The sequence below is a fragment of the Paenibacillus sp. PvR098 genome (genome assembly GCF_017833255.1).
In the GTDB taxonomy this organism is placed as follows: domain Bacteria; phylum Bacillota; class Bacilli; order Paenibacillales; family NBRC-103111; genus Paenibacillus_G.
In genome coordinates this window covers 2279951-2300439 of the sequence record NZ_JAFIBU010000001.1, presented here as the reverse complement: position 1 = coordinate 2300439, position 20489 = coordinate 2279951, and the positions used below count along the sequence as shown (strand labels likewise).

Below are 20489 nucleotides of genomic sequence, written 5' to 3'. Positions count from 1 at the left end.
AACTTCAGCATGCTTTGTTTCGATCCAGTTTTCAGGGTGCAAACCTGAATATGTTTGGTGATGATGGCGGAAGGGAACCACGCGTACCCATACCGAACACGAACGTTAAGCCTTCCAGCGTCAATGGTACTTGGACCGCAGGGTCCTGGGAGAGTAGAACGTCGCCAAGCAAGAAGTCCACCTTAGGTGGGCTTTTTTTTATTAGATAAAGTAACCATACTGTCCATATTGGTGTTATGAGCTGTCATTAAGCAGCGCATCTGGAACATTGAGAGGTTCTTTGTGCGTAATGACATGACCCATTTTTTGTGGGATTAGTATATAATTCCACAAAACAAAAAACGCCCGAGCTGCGAGCCCGAGCGCCGATGGCATTAAGTTACATTAGATGAAGCATGCAGTGGAAACAATAACGAGAAGAATGAAAAGCACGAGAATCACTCCCGTAGAAGTGAAGCCATGTCCAAATCCTTTTACGCAGCTCATAGATTACATCCTCCTTCCTATTTATCTGCTGTATTTTATGAATGTTGGAGGTTAGGGGATTGGACATTTTGAAAAAAAGGGTTCCTTTTAAGGGGAAACTTGTCGATTCATCGCTGGATAGCTTTTCATATCATGTGATGTGAGAACGCAGCTAACCGATACGACGGGGCTACAGCTTATTCGGAAATGGACCTGCTCGTCTCAAAAAAGTAATTGTAAACGGAAAAAAACAAACAATAAATCCGAACGATGGCTTGCCAAACTGCTTATAATTATGTAATATGAGTGTATGTTTCTTTAGAGGGTGATAGCGTGCTTCCGATGGACTCTAACGAAAGTAAGAAGAAGCTTGCCCATCTTTACAACGAATTATCCAAGAGTTTGTTCGGATTCGGTACGATATCGCTTAAAGTATCGATTGATGGGAATATGATCACCTTCAAAGCCAAGCATCGACGGTCTCCACGTTCGGAGGCTTTGGAGGGAGAAGCCCCCAATTTGAAATATGAAGTCGACTTTTACATGTCGAACATTTACAAGAAGAAGATCAGGGAGCGGCTAGAGGAAGAGTTCGATTTGGACATTGAGTCGGTGCTAAGGGACTATGATCCCTCCACCCAGTGGGCCATAACGAATGTGATCTTAGCTGAATCCTGATGGAATATTCGGTTCGTTTCCTTTTTGATATATCTTAAGGGGTACTACCACACGGAACACCAACGGAGGACGCTTTACTTTGTTTACAAAGGAAAAGTGCTCTGGTTAGAAGATTCTTTCTACCTGGAGCGCTTTTCCTTTTTTTATACAACATAAACAAACATGGGGAGGAAAATGATTGTGAAGAAGAAATGGATCGGCAGCCTGCTTTCAGTATCTCTTTTGGGACTGGCTTTGGCTGGATGTGGAACGGAAAATCAAGAACAAAGCGGGACAGCGGCAGAGGGTAGTGGAGAGCCGACCAAATTGGTTATTTCCACTTGGGGCTTCTCCGAGGATTTTTTCAAGAAAGAAGTGTACGAACCGTTTGAGAAACAACATAATGCACAAATTGTCGTTGAAATCGGCAATAATGCGGAACGTCTAAGCAAAATAAAACAGGGCAGTTCTCAAGTGGACCTTATTTACTTGTCCGATTACTATGCGCAACAGGGTATTGAAGCCGGATTGTTTGAGCAGATCGACCGGAGCAAGATCCCTAATATCGAGCAGATTTACGATATCGCCAAAGCGCCGCTGGGTGAGGAGTATGGTCCAGCGTATACCATTGGCCAATTTGGTATTGCATACAGTCCGAAGGCGGTAGGCAAGGAGCTGAATTCCTGGAGCGATCTTTGGAGTCCGGAGCTGGCCAAGAAGCTGACGCTGCCGACGATTACCTCGACGACCGGCCCGATGGTCCTTGATGCCGCATCGCATGTGTCCGGATCCTCTTCTTTTAATGAAGAGCAGGCATTCGCCAAGTTGAAAGAGCTGAATCCGCAGGTGGTCAAGTACTATAACCGCACTTCCGAATTCGTCAATATGTTTGCCCAAGGAGAAATCGCTGCAGGACCGATCATGGAAATGTATATGAAAGATCTGAAGGCTGCGGTTCCAGATGCGAAGTTTATCACCCCGCAGGAAGGGGCTTACGCTGTCATGAACACGGTGAATGTGGTGAAGGGGACCAAGAATAAAGAGCTGGCTGAAGAGTTCATCAACTGGCATTTGAGCAAGGAAGTCCAAGAGAAGGCGGCTAAAGCGGCAATCGATTCGCCGGTGAATAAGACACTGGAGCTTCAACCCGAGGAAGTACAGGGTATCACCTACGGCACGAACGTTGTGGACAAGCTGATCATGCTGGATATGAAGTTCGTCAACGAGAATTTGAAAGCTTGGACCGATCGTTGGAATAGAGAAATCACGCAATAATAAAGATGTAATGAAAAAACAAGGATATGCCGCTTCTTCAGTATATCCTTGTTTTTCTTGGCGTGAGCTTAATCGAAAGGATGGGCCGGATATGAAAAAGAAAGTCATCCTTGATGTGGACACGGGTATTGACGACGCGCTGGGGATTTTGCTTGCGGTTCGCAGTAAGCAGTTCGATATTCTGGGGATTACGACAGTAAACGGAAACGTTTCTTTAGACAAAGCGACAGAGAATACGTGCAAAATATTGAAGCTGCTGGAGGCGGCTGAGCGAATCCCTGTCATCCGGGGAGCGGATCGCCCTCTGATCCGGCCGGCGGTGTTCGAATACAGAGTGCATGGAGAGGACGGTCTCGGTGGGGCGTTGTCCGACATGCAGTTCGAGCGGACCGCCGCAGACGGCTTCGCGCCCGATTTCATTATCGACAGCGCGGCACAGCATCCGGGTGAGATTACGCTGGTGATGACAGGACCTCTTACCAATCTTGCCCTTGCCGTTCGGAAGGATCCCCGGCTGGTTCAGCACGTGAAGGAAGTGATCTTCATGGGAGGAGTGGTCCAAAGTTTCGGCAACGTGACGCCTACTGCCGAGTACAACATGTATGTCGATCCGGAAGCCGCGAAGATCGTGATGCACGCGGGCTTTCGTTCCCTGACACAGGTGGGGCTGGATGTGACTCGCCGGGCGCTGCTGACGGAAGAGCACATCGGGCTGCTCGCAGATTCTCCCCTCGGTCCTTATGTCCGGAAAAGCACGGAGGATTACATGAAGCGTTACTTTGAGCGGAATGGGGTACGGGCTTGTGCGATGCACGATCCGCTCGCGATTGGCGTGGCATTAAACCGCGGCTTGGTGACAACCGGACATTATTACGTGGATGTGGAGACCCGAAGCGACTTGTGCGACGGGCTGACGGTGTGCGATTTTCAGAACCGGCTGAACCGTCAGCCGAACGTCCATGTATGCCTGGAGGTCGACGCCGAAGTATTCTTCCGGCTGTTTATCGGCGCACTTCGCACCTAGTACCGACGAAACAAGGAACGGAACAGGAGATTGCTTTACATGAAAAATACGTATATTTATCTACTACTGCTGCCCGGCTTTTTGTTTTTGGCGGTATTTATGCTCGTGCCTATTTTACTGACGATCGGCTCGACCTTCTTTCTGGAAGGGAGCTTTACGCTCAGCGGGTACATGCAGTTTTTCAAGGATCCCTATTTTCTCAAAATATTGCTGACTACGCTCCAAGTCAGCCTTGTAACGACGGCTTTGTGCGTCATTCTGGGCTTCCCGGTCGCGTACTACATCTCCAAGCAGTCTCCCCGAACAAAAGGGGTGCTGCTAGCTTTAGCGATCTTCCCGCTGCTGACAAGTCCGGTCGTCCGCTCATTCAGCTGGATGATCATCCTCGGCAAGAACGGGCTTCTGAATCGTTCCCTGCTGGCACTGGGCATTGTCGATCAGCCGCTCGACATTCTGTATACCCCAACGGCGATGATGATCGGAATGGTGCATCTGTTTCTGCCCTTGATTCTGATCACCTTGGTAGGTGTGCTGGAGAACATTGATTCCGATCTGCTGAAGGCCGCGGAGAGTCTTGGGGCTTCCAAGCTGAAGGCCTTCTTCAAAGTCATCGTGCCGCTGAGCATGCCCGGTCTGATCGTCGGGAGCATCCTGGTTTTTGTAGGCAGCCTTACGGCTTATACGACGCCTGCCCTGCTCGGGGGCAAGCAGCTCGTGGTCTCAACCTTTTTGTACCAAAACGCGATTACGTTGAATGACTGGAACTCCGCTTCCGTGATCGCGACAATCATGATTGTTGTGACATTTGTTGTCATTGCCTTGATGAATGTCATCGCCAATAAATTGAATCCGAAGGGGTAACTTGATATGCGGGAGAACCATCGAGGACTAGGCTTGTTTACGCTGCTGGTCTATGTCTTTCTGCTCGGGCCCCTGCTGATTATCGGGGTGGCTTCCTTTGAACCGGGCACGATACTGAAATTTCCCCCTCAGGGATTTTCATTAAAATGGTATCAACATATTTTTGAAGTCGAGATGTTCATGAAGACCTTCCAGACGTCCGTGCTTGTCTCGTTCATGGGCAATGTATTGGCGCTTCTGCTCGGCATTCCTGCGGCGTATGCCTTAAGCCGGTTTAGCTTCAAAGGCAAGGACACTTGGAACGCGATTTTTATTTCGCCTGTCCTCATCCCGGGAATTGTGCTCGGCTTTATGATGCTGAAGTATTTGATCGTTGCTTATCAGCTGCCGATTTATACGGCCTTGTTCGTGGGGCATACCGTGATTATGCTTCCGTTTATTATCCGTGTCATCGCGTCCAGCTTATCGAATTTTGACTTTTCTGTCGAGGAAGCGGCGCATAGTCTTGGCGCGGGACACCTCCGCACTTTCTTCACCATCGTATTGCCCAATATCAGGTCGGGCATTATCGCGGCCGTGATTATTGCGTTTCTGGAGTCCTTTAACAATGTGGACATCTCCGTCTTTATGACGGGGCCGGGTGTCAGCACACTTCCGATCCAGATGCTGACTTATGTGGAAAATAATTTTGATCCGACGATTGCGGCGATATCCGTGCTGCTTATGATCTTTACGGCCATCTTGATGTTTGTGATCGAGCGAATGATGGGATTATCTTATTTTACCAAAAAATAACGGAGGCTATTATCCATGGCATTGCTTACGCTGGACAACGTATCGGTCGCCTACGATCAGCAAAATATATTGCAAAATTTCAGCTTGAATATAAACAAAGGGCAATTCGTATCGCTGCTCGGTCCGAGCGGCTGCGGCAAGACGACGACCCTACGACTGATTGCAGGTTTTCTGGAAGCCGGGGACGGACGGTTTCTGTTCAATGGAAAAGACTACACCCGGGTGCCGGTTAGCAAACGGAATTTTGGCTTTGTTTTTCAAAGCTATGCCCTATTCCCGCACCTGAACGTTTATGATAATGTCGCCTTCGGTCTGCGAATGAGGAAGGTGTCCAAAGAAGAAATCGACCAACGGGTCAAGAGAATATTGGACGTGGTCAGTCTCGGGGGCTTTGAGAAACGGATGCCCAAAGCACTCTCGGGAGGGCAAAAACAGAGGGTCGCTATCGCCCGCGCTTTGGTGATCGAGCCGGACTTGCTTTTGTTCGACGAGCCGCTCAGTAATCTGGATGCCAACCTCCGGGTCAACATGAGGGTGGAAATCCGTCGCATTCAACAGGAGCTCGGCATAACCACTGTCTATGTATCACATGATCAGGAGGAATGCTTCTCGATCTCGGATCAGGTCGCCATTATGAACAAAGGCTTGATCGAGCAGCTCGACACGCCTGCTACCATATTTAAATATCCGAAAACCGAATTTGTTGCCCAATTTACCGGGTTTACTAACTTTATCGATTTTGAAGAGCTGAACGACCGTGGCGAAGAGATTGAACTGAAGCACCGGGGCCATACGTTCATTGTTGCTCCGGATCCGAAGCATACACTTCCGGCCGGCAAGAAAGGCGCTATTCGACCTGACGATATTGTCCTTCACGGGGTTGGTGAAGTAAATCCATCCGGTGTGAACGGCGTGCAAGGAACCGTCAAGGTGAGCACGTTTCTTGGACGCAGCTACCAATATATTGTGGGGACCGAACTCGGAGATTTTACAGTCAACAAAGAAATGGATCTACCTTATGTTAACGGGAGACAGGTTCATCTGATGTTCCCGAAGGACAAGCTGGTATTGGTGAAGTAATGAACTTGGAGGTGCCCTGCATGCGTGTGGATCTGCTGATCGAAAACATTCATATTTACAACAGTTATTTTAAAGCATTCATCCAGGGAAACGCCGCTGTCGCGGACGGCAGGTTTTTGTATATCGGTCCCCGCGGGGCAGCGGACTTCGAAAGCGATGAGGTGATCGACGGGGGTGGACGTTATCTGATTCCTGGGCTGGTCGACATTCATCTTCATATTGAAAGCACGATGGTGACTCCACAGACGTTCTCCTTTGGGCTTATCCGTAATGGCGTCACGACCATTGTGCCCGAACCGCATGAGATGGCAAATGTGTTTGGCATGGATGGTGTGAAGCAGATGATTCGGGCAAGCGAGGGATGTCTTGTTGATATGTTCTACGCCATCCCCAGCTCCGTTCCGGCAACTTCAATGGAAACGACGGGAGGCACGCTGGACATTCCGGAATTAGATGAGCTGCTGCAGTCGGAGAAGATCATTTGCTTAGGCGAAATCATGAACTACGTCGATGTCATTACCGATCCCGATTGTAAGACGAATCAGATTCTGCGGCATATTCGCAGCAAGTATCCCGATTTGATCATTGAGGGGCACTGCCCGAAGCTGCTGGACCTGGACCTGCAGCGCGTCATCTATGCCGGAGTCGATTCGGATCATACGCATCAGACTGTGGAAGGCATGGAAGCCCGTATCGGCGCGGGGATGTTTATCGAGATTCAGGAAAAATCGATGACCGAAGAGGTTATGGACTATCTGATCGCGGGCGATGTGTCAGAGCATTTCTGCTTTGTGACGGACGACGTGATGGCTGACTCCCTTCAACGGAGGGGCCACCTGAATCATCTGGTGCGCAAAGCGATTCGCATGGGCATGAGCCCCGAGCGGGCCATTTATGCGAGTACCTTCACCCCGTCCAGAAGGATGCGGCTCCATGATCGCGGGGCGATCGCACCTGGGAAGGTCGCGGATTTCCTGATCGTATCGGATATTCGGGAGTTTACCATCGATCAGGTGTTCAAGAACGGACGCCTAGCCTTCGATGCGAGAGAAGAATACAGGCAGCAGGAGTTCCCTCCGGCTTTCCCGGCCCATTATTACGAAAGCGTCAAGCTTCCTTTGCTGACGGAAGCGGATTTTGCTGTCCGCGCGGAGGAGGCCGACGGTCGGTATACCTGCCGGGTGATGATGGTCAAGAATGGCTCGACGTTCACCCAAGAGCATCGAGGCGAGGCGGAAATCCGTGGGGGAGAGCTTCAATGGAAGGAAAGCCCCTACGGCCTGATCGCTACTTTCGAGCGCTATGGGAAGAACGGCAATCGTGGGTACGGCCTGATCGGAGGAGATACAATTAAACGGGGGGCAGTCGCAACGACCTACTCCCATGATAACCACAACCTGCTCGTCGTAGGCCATAATCCGCAGGACATGATGCTCGCGGCTAATGAGGTGATCCGCCATCACGGAGGCTTCTGCGTTGTCGAGGACGGCCGGGTGCTGGCCCATCTCCGACTGCCTGTCGGCGGCATTTTGACTGAGGCTCCTCTGGAGCAGGTGGCTAAGGAAGTGGAAGGGCTGTGCAAAGCGATGGAAGCGCTTGGTTACTGTCATTATAATCCCATTATGTCGATTAGCACGCACTCACTGCCCGTCAGCCCGGATTTGAAAATTACCGATTGGGGCTTGATCGATGTGAATGCGGGCAAGGTTGTTTCTTTGATTGTTGGAAAATAACCGAATCATCCGGTTTGGTTCGTTGGAGCAGAACTATGGTCTCTGTACTCCTCCATAAAAAATGACTTTTCCTCCTTTGTGGCGGAAAGGTCTTTTTTGTTTTTTAGTGATAAAGCTGATCGGAGTAGCCCGGGCTGGGACGGAGAACGTCGATGTGAAAGCGGCTACCGAGCGCGGGATCATAGTTGTCCATATCATGGGAAGAAAAGCACAGGCGGGTTCGGACTTTTCCATAGGTTTGATGCTGTGCGATTCGAGAAACATTGCCCACACCCATATGTCGATTTTTCCGCTTTTCGAAAAAATATGTTATAATAAGGTCAATTATGACGTGAGGGGACGACTATGGACTTTATAAGCACACGAGGCAAAGTGGAAAAAACAGGATTTATCCGAACCTTTTTGATGGGGCTGGGAGATGACGGCGGGCTCATGCTTCCGACGGAGATTCCGACCATTCCGCATGAAGTGTTCAAAGAATGGGAGCAATTAAGCTATCAGCAGCTAATGCTGGAAATCTTCTCTTATTTCACGAACGGTGAAATTCCAAGGGAAGAGCTGAAAGACTTGATCGACGAGAGCTATTCGAGCTTCCGAAGCCCTGAGGTAACGCCGGTAAGAAAAATTCATGATTCGCTGTATGTGCTCGAGCTGTTTCACGGACCGACCTTCGCCTTCAAGGATATCGCTCTGCAATTTATGGGCAACCTGTACTCATACGTATCCCGTAAGGAGAATGAAATTATTAATATCCTGGGAGCTACGTCCGGCGATACGGGGGCGGCAGCCATTCAAGGGGTCAAAGGCAAAGAAGGCATCCGCATCTGCATTTTACATCCGCATCAAAAGGTAAGCAAGGTACAGGAGTTGCAAATGACAACAGTCGATGACGAGAATGTGCTGAACCTATCGGTTCATGGTAATTTCGACGATTGCCAGCGGATTATTAAAGAGCTCTTTGCCGATATCGATTATAAAAACAAATATCATCTGAGGGCAATCAATTCGATTAACTTCGTTCGTATATTGTCGCAGACCGTATATTATTTTTACGCCTATTTCCAAATTGCCAAGAAGACGAAAGCAGAGAAAATCAGCTTTAGCGTTCCTACCGGTAATTTCGGCAATATTTTCTCAGCCTATCTGGCCAAACGAATGGGGCTTCCGATTCACCGGCTCGTGGTGGCTACCAACGAGAACAATATTTTAGAGCGTTTTGTGGATGAGGGTGTTTACAGTCCTGGAGATTTCCGGAGCACGTACAGCCCATCTATGGATATTCAGATTGCGAGCAATTTCGAGAGATATTTGTATTACTTGCTAGATCAGAATCAGGAGAAGGTTACCTCTCTTATGGAGCAGTTCCAGAAGGAAGGCAAAATCGTGATTGATCCGCAGCTGCTGAAGAAGGTACAGTCGGACTTCTCTGCGCACGGGGTGAAAAACGAGGAGTGCTTGCATATCATTAGCAAATACTCCGGTGAATACGACTACTTGGCTGATCCTCATACCGCTTGCGGGATCGCGGCTTATGAGTCCTGCTGCGACAAGGATGAGGTGTGCGTGACGCTGGCAACCGCTCATCCGGCGAAATTTGACGAATCCGTTCAGCTTTGCGATATCTCTCAGAAGTTCCCGCCCGAAATCCAGGCGTTGTTCGACAAGCCTCAGCATATGACTGTTGTGGACAATTCGAAGCAGGAAATCTCCGATCAGCTGAAGCGTTTCTTTTAATATCTGGTGAAGCAAACCGTCCGGAAATCATTTCGGGCGGTTTTATTATGGGAAATCTAGGTTTGTGCTCAAGATGACTTGAGGCACAAACCTTTTTTTGTGGGAAAAGGATATTGAAGCATAAAAATGTCTTGTAAAAAAGGCATCAGATGATTATAATTACATTAAGAATAATATACACTACTAAAGTAGTAACTAATATGAATTTGGTTTGAGATGAGGGAGATTAATGGAAGTCCTGCTACAAAACATTCAATCGATGGGATTGACTCAATACGAGGCCAAGGTGTACTTAACCCTTGTGTCCCGCGGACCTTCGAATGCGTATCAAGTGAGCAAAGCCTCGGGTGTGCCGCGGGCACGGGTTTATGAAGTATTGGATGGCCTGGTGCAGCATGGATTGGTCATGAAAGAAGATCTGGAAGGAGGAGTCCAATATTCCTCCCTGCCGGTTGATGTTTTTTTGGAATCGATGAAAACCAAATGGGAAGAAACCTATACCAGCCTGGAGAATGAACTAAAGTCACTTGAAAAACAGAGTCCCGAATCTGAGGTATATGTGACGACGATCAAAGGAGAGGACAACATCTTATCTTTTTGCCGAGTCTTGATCCGGCGAGCTGAGCGCCGAATTATACTTTCCTTGTGGGAGCCTATGTATCAGAAGCTTGCGGACGATTTGAAATTAAAACAGGATCAATGTTTGTTGAGCGGGATATTGTTTCAGGTAGACGATCCATTGCCCGGTTTGGAAGTTCATCGTAAAACTCATTACGTGGAACATCTGGACTACCCATGGTTCATTCTTTCCATAGACGGCAAAGAACTGTTCTATGGTCATTCCCCCCAACAGAGCGGCAATGCATTTTATACCGATGACCCGGTTCATATTTACCTGCTGGAAGATTATATTTGGCACGATGTGCTGGTGAACCGATTGGTCACTGAAGAGAAGCGAGAAGAGATGGATCAATGGATTTTACCGGCAAGGAAACGTTTTTTCGGAGAGAAATGAACAGGGCTCATCCTATGGCATGTAGCTCTTGAAGCAGACCAAATCAGAGAGGATAGATGACCATGAGAACCGTTCATGTCGATCAAATTTGTGATGCCATCGCTGTTTTATGCTGGGAAGCCTGTTACCATTTGCCGGATGATATCCTAGCAGGCTTTCATAGGGCGAGTGAAACTGAAAAATCGCCTCTGGGTAAAAGTATTTTGGATCAATTAATTGAAAACGCTCAATTGGCATCCGAAGAAAACAGACCGTATTGTCATGATACAGGGCTTACTGTGGTTTTTGCCGAGGTAGGACAGGATGTACATATTCAAGGCGGGAGCTTCACCGAAGCGATTCATGAGGGAATTAGAAAAGGATACAAAGAAGGGTACCTGCGAAATTCAATCGTAGGCGATCCATTACTGCGCAATAACACGAACGATAATACGCCCGGCGTGATCCATACGAAGCTCGTCCCGGGCGAGCAAATCAAATTCACTGTTCTGCCCAAGGGCGGCGGCAGCGAGAACATGAGCGCGATGAAGTTTTTGCTCCCGGGCGATGGTGTAGGCGGCGTGAAGAAGTTTGTATTAGATACAATCCAAGCCGCAGGAGGAAGGGCCTGCCCGCCTTTGGTCGTAGGCGTAGGTATCGGCGGAAGCTTCGATAAGGTGACCGAAATTGCCAAAGAGGCTGTTCTGCGGGAAGTGGGAGCCTATCATCATGAGCCGCATATCGCTCAGCTGGAGAAAGAATTGTTGGGGGAAATCAACAAGACGGGTATCGGTCCCCAAGGATTGGGAGGCACGAGTACGGCCCTTTGGGTTGCTGTGGAGACTTACGGCTGCCATATCACCGCTCTTCCGGTGGCTGTGAATCTCCAGTGTCATGCTGCACGCAAAAAATCGTGTGTCATCTAAACTATGTCGGGAAGGTGATTGTTCATGGCCAAAGTTCACCTGGAAACTCCTCTGACACGGGAGGCGGTCCTCCGTCTTCAAGCGGGTGATGAAGTTTTCATCAGTGGAACCATTTATGTGGCTCGTGATGCGGCTCATAAGAGATTGTTGGAATTGCTTGATCAAAACCGGGAGTTTCCGGTCGACTTAACCAATCAAATTGTATTTTATGCTGGTCCTACCCCTCCGAAGCCAAGACAAATTATAGGATCGATCGCGCCGACGACTGCGTCCCGTATGGATCCTTATACACCCGCTATGTATAAATACGGAGTCAAAGGCACGATAGGGAAAGGTCCGCGGAGCAAGGAAGTCAAGGAGGCCTGCATGAAGGATGTTGCCGTATGCTTCTCGGCTATCGGCGGCTTATCCGCGCTGTTGGCGCAGAGGGTCAAATCCGCTGAGATCATCGCTTATGAAGACCTTGGACCAGAAGCGATAAGAAAATTGACGGTGGAGAAATTCCCAGTGCTTGTGGTTTATGATGCACACGGTGGAGACCTCTACGAGCAGGAAATAGCTAAATATAGAACACTCGACTGAAGGGTTGCGATGGAGCAACGGGTTAATCCTGTAGGATGACATTAAACTCAACTGAAACAAGCTGAAGACTGTGTTCAACAGGCCTCAGCTTGTTTCAGTTTATGTAAGAAATTCATTAAACAGCCGCTGCTTGACGTTTTTTAACGCTGAAAACAAACAGAGTAGCGACAATACATAGGAGTCCGGCAAAGATAAAGGAGAGCGTATAGCTATGATAATGTTCATAGATGTAGCCTCCCAAAAAGGCAGCTGCTCCAGAGCCTAACTGATGGGCTGCAAACAACCAGCCATAGATGACAATGCCCCGCTCTTTGCCAAAATGGTCCGCAGCTAAACGGACTGTCGGAGGAACGGTGGCAATCCAATCCAGGCCGTAAAACACAGCGAAGACAATGAAGAGAATATAAGACTTTAGGTCAAAAAGATAAGGTAAGAATAGTAAGGATAAACCTCTGAGTCCATAATACCAAAATAGAAGCCAGCGATTGTCAAAACGGTCAGACAGCCATCCGGAAAAGATTGTGCCGATAATATTAAAAATACCCATAAAAGCAAACAGGCCGGCAGCCTGAACTTCCGGGATTCCGTGATGGGAGGATGCGGGTATGAAATGAGTGCCGATAAGACCGGTTGACGATGCGCCGCAGATAAAAAAACTTGCTGCCAGCAGCCAAAAGGTAACCGAGCGAACCCCGATCCATAATCCCTCAAAAGCCGCAGAAATAGGATCTTTCTTCCTTGTGTCAGGAGCCTTGGGTTCGCTATTCACTGATCCGTAGGGTAGAAGTCCTTTATCCGATGGGCGATCTCTCATCCATAACGCAATAATAGGAATCATCAATACCCCCAAACCAAGAAATAGGGATAAAGCGATGCGCCAGGAATAGGCTTGAACCATGTAGGTGAGCAGAGGAAGAAACACCATTTGTCCGGCAGCGGTACTTGCCATAAGCAGCCCCAATACCATTCCCCGTTTTTGTTCAAACCAGCGGTTGGCCACGGTTGCCGAAAGTACAGTGAGAAACACACCGGAGCCCAAGCTTATAATGATCCCCCATACTAGGTGAAGCTGCCAAATTTGCGTCATGGCAAGGCTTACTGCGATACCCGAAACCAATAAAACCATGGCGTAAAGCATCATCTTTCGGACCCCGATCCGCTCCATCCCCGCCGCGATAAAGGGACCTGAGAATCCATAGATCGTTAGATTTAAGGCAAAGGCGAAGGAGATGGCTGAACGGCTCCATTCGAATTCTTGTTCCAATGGAATGATGAGGACTCCCGTAATGGAGCGGATCCCCGCAACAACCAGTATGGTAATAAACGTGATCCATACTACAATCCATCCATAATGCAAAGAAAACCCTCCCGAAGCATGTTGTTACTCAGATTGTGCATGCACATGATAAGCAGAGAGAACGGTTTCATAAAATCATGAAAGCTCTTCGTCCGTTGGTTAGGATATAGCGTCTATTCCATGATTGTACAATATTTTGACTAAATAAAATATAGTCTACTCCGTATTAAAAAAAATCGTTCTCCAACGCGTTCACCCCGCCACTTCGATACACGCAGTATCGAAGTGGCGGGGTGAACAAGTGAACTGCTTATGAGGACAACGCTGGAAAATATGTATCGATAGCCTCACTCTTTTAAATAAAGTAAGGCAGAACCAATCCTCCGTAAGCGAAGGCCCCGATAATGACCAAAGCAGGATGAATCTTGCGTCGTTCCATCGCCCAGTAAGCGATAGCGGCAATGGCAAGGGATTGCCAAAGACCGAGCGATTGCCAGCTGGTGGATGCCATTTGCCAAGTGAGAATCAGCATCATAACGGCAATGACGGGCTGGACAAGCAGAGTCATTCCTTTAACGACAGGCGATTGGCGGTGCTTATTCAGAATTCTCAGCATCAGAATAAGCGCAGCCGCTGTTGGAACCACGGTCGCGGCCAGTGCAATCGCCATGCCGAGCCACCCGAAGGTATCATAGCCGACGAATGCGGCGATTTTGGTGGCGATCGGACCAGGCAATGCGTTGCCTAAAGCCAAAATATTGGAAAACTGTGTATCCGTCGTCCATTGATGGCGAACAACGATTTCTTGATACATCAGCGGTATGGAAGCGGGACCACCACCGTAACCGAGCACGTTAGCGACGAAAAAACCGATCAAGAGATTTAGCCACTCCATGTCGAGTAATCCTCTTTTCTGTTTTTCTTCTTTTTAAACCATGCCGATGTTTTGAAATGAAAGGCACCGTAACCTAGAAACGCAATGACAACAAAAGCCGGATGAATATCAATGATTTGCAAAAGTGCAAAGCAAACGAGAAATAAAGCAAAGCCGAGAGGTTTGCCGAGTCCTTTGACGGCCCGTTCGGCAAATTCGTAAGCCATGACCCCCAACATGACGGCGATCACCGGGGTTACCGCCGCAATCATTCCCTGTACGATCGGTGAGGCGCTCATTAGTTGCGCGGCCGATAGCAAAGTGATCATGGCCAAGGCGGAAGGCATGATGTGAGCGAGGGCGGCGGTTATCGCCCCCAGAACTCCTTTTTGCCGGTATCCGAGATAGACGGCGATTTTGGTGGCGATCGGTCCCGGCAGCGCATTGGCTAAAGCGAGAACTTCGCCAAACTCGTCATCCTCCATCCACCGATAGCGAGTCACCGCTTCATAGCGGATCAACGGAATAACGGAAGGTCCTCCGCCAAAGCCCAGAATCCCGGTTCTGCCCATACCCCATATCAGCTCTCGATAAGGATGGGCTCCATTTGATTTGGTCATCTTGTTACAACCTCATTCCCATACGACTTTTGTAACGCGTGATCAGAACCTGGCAATCGACGCTCATAATCCCGGGTAGCTTATACAGCTTTTCTTTCAAAAATGTCTCCATCTCCAGGTTGTTTGTAAACAAGCCGTGCATATGCAGCTTGCTGGGTCCGGTCATATGATAGAGACTTGTAACGACCGGCTCTGATGCCAATTGCTCGGCCGCTTCGTGCAGATGCTTAGGCTCGACCTCCACGTTGAAAAATGCGGATACGTGGATTCCGATTTTCTCTGGATTAATGACCGCGGTGAAACGCTCGATCACGCCGGAATCCATAAGAGCGTTAATTCTGGCTTGAACGGCAACGCGGGATAATCCGATTTCTTTGGCCAAATCGGTGTAAGAAATTCTCCCGTTTTGATGGAGGGCCACGATAATTTTACGGTCGATTTCATCGATGGGACCGGGGGGGAGTTCACCTGAGGTTCTGGATTGCACAGAGATCGACTCCTTGTTAAGAATGTTAATTACGAATAGTAAGAATTTATTTGATATGAATTACTTTATGGATAAATATATATTCAAATACCTACATTTTCAATATAATTTTCGAAAAAAAGATTACATATGTTCAGTTTTAGGTTGGACGTCTTGACCCTGCATGACCAGGCGTGAAAACTCACGGTGCATTTTTAAAGCGTAGCGCAGCTCTTCAATACGTTTTTCCATAATGTAGCTGAGCGATTCCAGCAGCTGTTCTCCAAGCGGCGGGTGAAATGGAAGCTCAATGATGGGGAAATGAATTTCGTCTGCGAGCTCTAATACGCTTTTGGGAATCCCGTGAAGGAACCGCTTGGTTTTGATCTCTAAACCGGCGCATGACTAGTCGCCATATGGCGAACAAGACGAATCAGCTCCTCGGGGCGGTCCCGGATGGCATAGGCTGTAGTAATCATCGGGCTTCAAATAATCCATGATGTCCGGGGTATCCATCATATTGATCGACTTGACCTGTCGCAGCAAACCTTCGTGACTGGCCAAGACACGGATATTCTGATATACAGGCAGTTGAAATAATTCCGATAGCTTCAAAGGTAGTTAAAACCTCGGATTATTGTCATGTAAAATGACGCGGATTTATATTTACTTAGTAAAGATGTACGTTAACTTCTTGAATTGTGCAAGTTGAACAAAAGTATATGTGAAAATTGTTCACATTTGATATTGAAAATCAAGAATCACATGATATTATGTAGTTAATAGTTTCATATATGTGAAGAAAATTAACATATCATGAGGTGGGAGTCTTGCAATTAGCTATTAAAAATTGGGGAAAGGCTATGAAGGCAGGCGAGTATTGAAAAATGTCAGCTTTGACGTTGACTCTCATGAGTTTATTTGTATCCTCGGCCATAGCGGCTGAGGTAAATCCACCCAGTTAAATCTGATCCCCGGCATCTTGCAGCCCGACAGCGGATTGGTCACGGTGAATGGGATGCCGGTGAAAGGGCCCTCCAAATCAAGAGGGGTTGTGTACAGTATGGAATTCAATGATAACTATCTGAATGACAGCAACGGAGAAGCGGTGGGCAATTACCTGAAAAGCGTAGGGAAAATCAAGGAGCCGCAGGATCCGAAAAGCTATCACGCTTTGAGCTTGCTGAAAGAAGTGGCGCCGGAATTGCTGAAAGCGGAATTGAAGTAAGGCATGGTGTCAGTCCTGGGATCTTAGATCTCTAGGGCTGATTTTGTAAACAGACTAGGAGGAAATGTCATGGCGGTTGAATTCGATGTGGTGATCAAGGGCGGACATATCGTACGGTATGACAAGCTTGAAAGGATGGATATAGGTATTGCCAGAGGTGTGATTACCTGCATTCAGGAGACCATTACAGCGTCAGCCCGAAAGGAGATTGACGCAAGAGGTGAAGTGACTGTCCCGGGGATGATTGATGTCCATGTTCATTTGAATGAGCCGGGGTTGGGCGATTGGGAGGGGATTCCGAGCGGTTCGGCAGCACTGGCCGCAGGGGGATGCACTACCTACTTCGATATGCCGCTCAACTGCCTCCCGCCGACAACGACGGTGCCAGCCTTGAATGACAAATTGGAGCTGGCTAAACAGCGCTCTTGTATCGATTATGCGTTCTGGGGAGGACTCGTTACCGGGAATGTCGAGCAGCTTGCACCGCTTGCGGAAGCGGGCGTGATCGGATACAAGGCCTTTCTGTCCGCGGCTGGAGGGAAACAGGAGGGGGCTTTTCTTGAAGTCGACGACCAGACGCTTTACCAGGGCATGCGGGAGATTGCGAGACTGGGCAAAATTCTCGCGCTGCATGCGGAAAGTGAGCCGATCGTAAGCGCGCTGGCTGCTGAGAAACAAAGTAAAGGGCTGACTTCAGCAAAGGATTATTTGCACTCCAGACCAATTTACGCTGAGTTTGAAGCGGTTCGGAGAGTTTTGTATTATGCGGAACTAACGGGCTGCGCACTGCACTTCGTGCATATCAGCAGTCCTGCGGCCGTACTGGAGATTCGCACCGCCAAACGGGCGGGCTTGAATGTAACGCTCGAAACCTGCCCGCATTATCTGATGCTCACAGGCGATGCTTTGGAGGAGATCGGAGCGCTGGCTAAGTGTGCGCCTCCGCTGCGCACGAATGAGGAATTGGAAGGATTGTGGGAGGCGGTCAGGCAAGGAGACATCGATATGATGAGTTCGGACCATTCTCCTTGCCCGCCGGAGCTGAAAGTTTCAGACAATTGGTTCGAAATCTGGGGAGGAATTTCCGGGGCGCAGAGCTCTCTTGAGTTGTTCCTTGGCGAGGGCTACGCAAGGCGGAACATTCCTCTTCCAATATTATGCCGAATGCTGTCCACCCATCCGGCCCGCCGCTTTGGGCTGCATGGCCAAAAAGGCGAGATCGCGCTGGGTAAAGACGCCGATGTGGCGATCATCGATTTTTCCAAGCCATACGTTTTGCGAAAGGAGCATTTATACGATCGGCATAAGCACAATCCCTATGTGGGCAAACAAATGGATTGCCGGGTAAAGCATACGCTTGTTCGGGGGCAGATCGTTTATGATTGGCAATGCGGCATAACGAATCCAAGTTACGGGCAATGGCTGCGCTCCTGAACAATCAGGTAAACAAAAGCAACTTTCGTGAAAGGGTGCTTTTAGATGGCAGATGAATATGTGACTGAACTTCAAGTGTCTGATCGCGACCGTTCACGATTTGCAGCGGATATTCAGCAGGCAATTGTTGGTTGGCAGGCTTTGGTGAGGATGCGTCGGGAGGGGTTACGCGGCTCTTGTATAGCGATGCTTGGAGCTTGGCTCAACGGGCGCTAGGCTAACCATGCCGGGAGCCTGATATGCTGTTTATTGTGGATGCTGTCGCTACGATCGGAGGAACAGAAGTGCGGATTGACGAGTGGAAGATCAACGCAGCGATAGGTGGAACGCAAAAATGTTTGTCGGTTCCATCCGGCATAACCCCGATTACTTATATTGAAGCTAGAGGAATCGTGTATCATAAATCGAAGACCTGGTTCACAGGGCATCCCTTTCATAGGGGATGTTTTTTCATTCTTCATGAAAAGGTACTGATTTGTTCAACATGGATGTAGTCACTTTATGGCTAAAAAAGTGGACATCATGGGACCGGGGTGGATTTAGATCCTGGAGAGATATAAAATAAAGTATGGTTTGCTTGAACCCATTACCTAGTGAAAGGAAGTCTCTATATGATACGGTTTGCAGTTGTCGGAACCAATTGGATCACGGAGGAACTTATCAAGGCAGCACGGGAGACAGAGGAATTCGCCTTGACGGCTGTGTATTCCCGTACGGAAGAGAAAGCAAAGGAATTTGCAGCCAAGCATGATATTCCGTACCTTTTTACGGACTTGGAGAAGCTGGCCCAAAGCGATAAGTTCGACGCGGTATATATCGCCAGCCCGAATTCATTTCATGCGCAGCAAGCGATCCTCTGTATGAATTACGGCAAGCATGTATTATGTGAAAAGCCGATAGCGTCCAATATGAATGAGCTGCAAGCCATGATAGTTGCGGCAAAAAAGAACAATGTATTACTTATGGAGGCACTAAAGTCAACATTGCTTCCGAATTTTCGGGCGATCCAAGAGAACTTACATAAAATAGGGCAGGTTCGCCGTTATTTTGCAAGCTATTGTCAATATTCCTCGCGCTACGACGCCTATAAGAAGGGAACCGTTTTAAATGCTTTTAATCCCGTTTTTTCCAATGGTTCTTTAATGGATTTGGGTGTTTATTGCATTTATCCTATGGCTGTGCTGTTTGGAAAACCGGAGCAGATCAAGGCTACAGGAATTATGCTTGGGTCCGGAGTGGACGGGGAAGGAAGTATTCTATTGAAGTATCAGGAGATGGATGCCGTCATCATGCACTCTAAAATCACAAGCTCCTATCTGCCCTCTGAAATTCAAGGGGAGAATGGGACGATCATTATCGATAAAATCAACCAGCCTGAAAAAGTGGAAATTCGATATCGAGATGGGTCCGTTGAAGAGATTACGCAGCCTCAAGGAAGCCAATCCATGTATTATGAGGTAAAGGAGTTTATAGATCTACTCAAAAGCGGAAGGGTGGAATCTTCTACGAATTCTTATGCCAATTCCATGACGGCTGTGGAAATCATGGATGAGGCAAGACGACAAATCGGACTTAAGTTCCCAGCGGATTCAGCGTAATAATCAGCGCTTGCCATTCGAGTCAAGTTATGATAAGATATATTTAATCGTAAAGAAGAAACCTGATTCACATATTGTAAAGGGTAATCATTTGTACGATGGAACCTTTTTCAATATGTGAATTTTTTAATTTCTTTAGGATTAAAATGAACATGTTAAATATAATTTTGGAGGTAATACTATGCAAACAGGTACAGTGAAATGGTTTAACGCAGAGAAAGGCTTTGGCTTTATCGAGGTTGAAGGCGGCAACGATGTATTCGTTCACTTCAGCGCGATTCAAGGTGATGGCTTCAAAACTTTGGACGAAGGCCAACGCGTTGAATTCAATGTAGTTCAAGGCAACCGCGGACCACAAGCTGAGAACGTTGTAAAGCTGTAATAAGCTAAATCAAAGCAAACTGCTCTTAACAAGTGTTGAGAGCAGTTTTTCTTTTTTTGACCAAAGGAGGAGAGACCTATGAATTTTCGTAAAAAATCGTTAGAGGATATCCCTGAGGAAAACACAAGGATTTGGTCTTGCGAGAAAGAAGACTGTAAGGGCTGGATACGGGATAACTTTGCTTTCGAGCATGCGCCAACTTGCTGGCAGTGCTTCTCCCCTATGACTAGCAGCATGAAGATGCTGCCTCTCCTTGTAAACTCTAATGGCGATCTCAAAGCAATCAAGAAAGGCATACAGATTTCATAACCCCTGAGATGTAGTTCAAGCCTTTTGCCTTGATATAATATAGTTTTTTCCCCTTTTCCATAGTGGGAATGACAAGGACAATCTTTTTTGAGGCGGTCCTTTTTTTATTTCATTCCCGAATTTTTTTTATTTTACCCATGATTTCAGTTCGTTTT

General features: G+C 48.0%; 22 protein-coding genes, 1 rRNA gene and 1 pseudogene. 19 read left to right on the top strand and 5 right to left on the bottom strand.

Features of this window, described 5'->3' with window-relative positions:
* Positions 1–53: 53 nt before the first annotated feature.
* A 5S ribosomal RNA gene (rrf, locus tag JOE45_RS11470) occupies positions 54–170 on the top strand.
* A gap of 214 nt (positions 171–384) precedes the next feature.
* Here the strand turns inward: rrf and JOE45_RS11465 are convergent.
* Positions 385–486, bottom strand: coding sequence for a YjcZ family sporulation protein (locus tag JOE45_RS11465; RefSeq protein ID WP_210020068.1), 102 nt, complete (start codon positions 484–486; stop codon positions 385–387).
* Between the two features lie 321 nt (positions 487–807).
* Here JOE45_RS11465 and JOE45_RS11460 point away from each other — a divergent pair, with 321 nt between their 5' ends.
* The 12 genes from JOE45_RS11460 to JOE45_RS11405 all read left to right on the top strand — a co-directional run bounded on the left by JOE45_RS11460 (position 808) and on the right by JOE45_RS11405 (position 12126).
* Complete coding sequence (locus JOE45_RS11460) at positions 808–1143, top strand: Na-translocating system protein MpsC family protein (RefSeq protein ID WP_245247286.1); 336 nt, start codon at positions 808–810, stop codon at positions 1141–1143.
* Positions 1144–1317: 174 nt separating this feature from the next.
* Complete coding sequence (locus JOE45_RS11455; protein WP_210020070.1) at positions 1318–2397, top strand: ABC transporter substrate-binding protein; 1080 nt, start codon at positions 1318–1320, stop codon at positions 2395–2397.
* Positions 2398–2488: 91 nt separating this feature from the next.
* Positions 2489–3421 (top strand): nucleoside hydrolase, encoded by a 933-nt coding sequence (locus tag JOE45_RS11450; protein WP_210020071.1) that lies wholly within the window; start codon positions 2489–2491, stop codon positions 3419–3421.
* 39 nt (positions 3422–3460) lie between these two features.
* Entirely contained in the window at positions 3461–4282 is an 822-nt protein-coding gene (locus JOE45_RS11445; RefSeq protein ID WP_210020072.1) for an ABC transporter permease, read from the top strand.
* A 6-nt stretch (positions 4283–4288) separates the two neighbouring features.
* The gene (locus JOE45_RS11440; RefSeq protein WP_210020073.1) at positions 4289–5077 is read left to right on the top strand and encodes an ABC transporter permease; all 789 of its coding nucleotides are present in this window, start codon (positions 4289–4291) and stop codon (positions 5075–5077) included.
* Positions 5078–5092: 15 nt separating this feature from the next.
* Positions 5093–6157: an ABC transporter ATP-binding protein gene (locus JOE45_RS11435; RefSeq protein WP_210020074.1), complete on the top strand. Its 1065-nt coding sequence runs from the start codon at positions 5093–5095 to the stop codon at positions 6155–6157.
* Between the two features lie 20 nt (positions 6158–6177).
* Positions 6178–7890: an adenine deaminase C-terminal domain-containing protein gene (locus JOE45_RS11430; RefSeq protein WP_210020075.1), complete on the top strand. Its 1713-nt coding sequence runs from the start codon at positions 6178–6180 to the stop codon at positions 7888–7890.
* Between the two features lie 61 nt (positions 7891–7951).
* On the top strand, positions 7952–8248 hold the full coding sequence (locus JOE45_RS24190; protein WP_461480180.1) for a hypothetical protein: 297 nt from the start codon (positions 7952–7954) through the stop codon (positions 8246–8248).
* Positions 8236–9624: a threonine synthase gene (gene thrC / locus JOE45_RS11420; protein ID WP_210020077.1), complete on the top strand. Its 1389-nt coding sequence runs from the start codon at positions 8236–8238 to the stop codon at positions 9622–9624. The genes JOE45_RS24190 and thrC overlap by 13 nt, the downstream gene beginning before the upstream one ends.
* Before the next feature lie 229 nt (positions 9625–9853).
* Entirely contained in the window at positions 9854–10639 is a 786-nt protein-coding gene (locus JOE45_RS11415; RefSeq protein ID WP_210020078.1) for a TrmB family transcriptional regulator, read from the top strand.
* Between the two features lie 62 nt (positions 10640–10701).
* Positions 10702–11544: a fumarate hydratase gene (locus tag JOE45_RS11410; RefSeq protein WP_210020079.1), complete on the top strand. Its 843-nt coding sequence runs from the start codon at positions 10702–10704 to the stop codon at positions 11542–11544.
* A 24-nt stretch (positions 11545–11568) separates the two neighbouring features.
* Positions 11569–12126, top strand: a complete 558-nt coding sequence (locus JOE45_RS11405) for a FumA C-terminus/TtdB family hydratase beta subunit (RefSeq protein WP_210020080.1) — start codon at positions 11569–11571, stop codon at positions 12124–12126.
* A 115-nt stretch (positions 12127–12241) separates the two neighbouring features.
* Here the strand turns inward: JOE45_RS11405 and JOE45_RS11400 are convergent, their stop codons facing one another.
* From JOE45_RS11400 to chrS, 4 genes are all read right to left on the bottom strand, one after another.
* Positions 12242–13483: an MFS transporter gene (locus JOE45_RS11400; RefSeq protein WP_210020081.1), complete on the bottom strand. Its 1242-nt coding sequence runs from the start codon at positions 13481–13483 to the stop codon at positions 12242–12244.
* Positions 13484–13778: 295 nt separating this feature from the next.
* Positions 13779–14318, bottom strand: a complete 540-nt coding sequence (gene chrA / locus JOE45_RS11395) for a chromate efflux transporter ChrA (RefSeq protein ID WP_210020082.1) — start codon at positions 14316–14318, stop codon at positions 13779–13781.
* Complete coding sequence (chrB, locus tag JOE45_RS11390; protein WP_245246886.1) at positions 14306–14917, bottom strand: chromate efflux transporter ChrB; 612 nt, start codon at positions 14915–14917, stop codon at positions 14306–14308. The genes chrA and chrB overlap by 13 nt, the downstream gene beginning before the upstream one ends.
* Before the next feature lie 4 nt (positions 14918–14921).
* Positions 14922–15404, bottom strand: a complete 483-nt coding sequence (gene chrS, locus JOE45_RS11385; RefSeq protein ID WP_210020083.1) for a chromate efflux transcriptional regulator ChrS — start codon at positions 15402–15404, stop codon at positions 14922–14924.
* A 1042-nt stretch (positions 15405–16446) separates the two neighbouring features.
* Here chrS and JOE45_RS11380 point away from each other — a divergent pair.
* From JOE45_RS11380 to JOE45_RS11355, 6 genes and pseudogenes are all read left to right on the top strand, one after another.
* Entirely contained in the window at positions 16447–16611 is a 165-nt protein-coding gene (locus JOE45_RS11380; RefSeq protein ID WP_210020084.1) for a hypothetical protein, read from the top strand.
* A gap of 69 nt (positions 16612–16680) precedes the next feature.
* On the top strand, positions 16681–18045 hold the full coding sequence (gene allB / locus JOE45_RS11375) for an allantoinase AllB (protein ID WP_210020085.1): 1365 nt from the start codon (positions 16681–16683) through the stop codon (positions 18043–18045).
* Between the two features lie 224 nt (positions 18046–18269).
* Positions 18270–18425 (top strand): annotated as a pseudogene (locus JOE45_RS11370) (alanine--glyoxylate aminotransferase family protein); the annotation flags it as partial.
* A 231-nt stretch (positions 18426–18656) separates the two neighbouring features.
* Positions 18657–19643: a Gfo/Idh/MocA family protein gene (locus tag JOE45_RS11365; RefSeq protein WP_210020086.1), complete on the top strand. Its 987-nt coding sequence runs from the start codon at positions 18657–18659 to the stop codon at positions 19641–19643.
* Positions 19644–19824: 181 nt separating this feature from the next.
* Positions 19825–20025, top strand: a complete 201-nt coding sequence (locus JOE45_RS11360) for a cold-shock protein (RefSeq protein ID WP_054817005.1) — start codon at positions 19825–19827, stop codon at positions 20023–20025.
* A 78-nt stretch (positions 20026–20103) separates the two neighbouring features.
* Positions 20104–20334 carry a cold-shock protein gene (locus JOE45_RS11355; RefSeq protein WP_210020087.1) on the top strand — a complete coding sequence of 77 codons (231 nt, stop codon included), beginning with the start codon at positions 20104–20106 and terminating at the stop codon, positions 20332–20334.
* Positions 20335–20489: the final 155 nt, after the last annotated feature.

Excerpts from the sequence above, each read along its gene's own strand:
- JOE45_RS11465 (WP_210020068.1), bottom strand. The coding sequence starts at position 486 with ATGAGCTGCGTAAAAGGATTTGGACATGGCTTCACTTCTACGGGAGTG.
- JOE45_RS11460 (WP_245247286.1), top strand. The coding sequence starts at position 808 with ATGGACTCTAACGAAAGTAAGAAGAAGCTTGCCCATCTTTACAACGAA.
- JOE45_RS11455 (WP_210020070.1), top strand. The coding sequence starts at position 1,318 with ATGATTGTGAAGAAGAAATGGATCGGCAGCCTGCTTTCAGTATCTCTT.
- JOE45_RS11450 (WP_210020071.1), top strand. The coding sequence starts at position 2,489 with ATGAAAAAGAAAGTCATCCTTGATGTGGACACGGGTATTGACGACGCG.
- JOE45_RS11445 (WP_210020072.1), top strand. The coding sequence starts at position 3,461 with ATGAAAAATACGTATATTTATCTACTACTGCTGCCCGGCTTTTTGTTT.
- JOE45_RS11440 (WP_210020073.1), top strand. The coding sequence starts at position 4,289 with ATGCGGGAGAACCATCGAGGACTAGGCTTGTTTACGCTGCTGGTCTAT.
- JOE45_RS11435 (WP_210020074.1), top strand. The coding sequence starts at position 5,093 with ATGGCATTGCTTACGCTGGACAACGTATCGGTCGCCTACGATCAGCAA.
- JOE45_RS11430 (WP_210020075.1), top strand. The coding sequence starts at position 6,178 with ATGCGTGTGGATCTGCTGATCGAAAACATTCATATTTACAACAGTTAT.
- JOE45_RS24190 (WP_461480180.1), top strand. The coding sequence starts at position 7,952 with ATGACTTTTCCTCCTTTGTGGCGGAAAGGTCTTTTTTGTTTTTTAGTG.
- thrC (WP_210020077.1), top strand. The coding sequence starts at position 8,236 with ATGGACTTTATAAGCACACGAGGCAAAGTGGAAAAAACAGGATTTATC.
- JOE45_RS11415 (WP_210020078.1), top strand. The coding sequence starts at position 9,854 with ATGGAAGTCCTGCTACAAAACATTCAATCGATGGGATTGACTCAATAC.
- JOE45_RS11410 (WP_210020079.1), top strand. The coding sequence starts at position 10,702 with ATGAGAACCGTTCATGTCGATCAAATTTGTGATGCCATCGCTGTTTTA.
- JOE45_RS11405 (WP_210020080.1), top strand. The coding sequence starts at position 11,569 with ATGGCCAAAGTTCACCTGGAAACTCCTCTGACACGGGAGGCGGTCCTC.
- chrA (WP_210020082.1), bottom strand. The coding sequence starts at position 14,318 with ATGGAGTGGCTAAATCTCTTGATCGGTTTTTTCGTCGCTAACGTGCTC.
- chrB (WP_245246886.1), bottom strand. The coding sequence starts at position 14,917 with ATGACCAAATCAAATGGAGCCCATCCTTATCGAGAGCTGATATGGGGT.
- JOE45_RS11380 (WP_210020084.1), top strand. The coding sequence starts at position 16,447 with ATGGAATTCAATGATAACTATCTGAATGACAGCAACGGAGAAGCGGTG.
- allB (WP_210020085.1), top strand. The coding sequence starts at position 16,681 with ATGGCGGTTGAATTCGATGTGGTGATCAAGGGCGGACATATCGTACGG.
- JOE45_RS11365 (WP_210020086.1), top strand. The coding sequence starts at position 18,657 with ATGATACGGTTTGCAGTTGTCGGAACCAATTGGATCACGGAGGAACTT.
- JOE45_RS11360 (WP_054817005.1), top strand. The coding sequence starts at position 19,825 with ATGCAAACAGGTACAGTGAAATGGTTTAACGCAGAGAAAGGCTTTGGC.
- JOE45_RS11355 (WP_210020087.1), top strand. The coding sequence starts at position 20,104 with ATGAATTTTCGTAAAAAATCGTTAGAGGATATCCCTGAGGAAAACACA.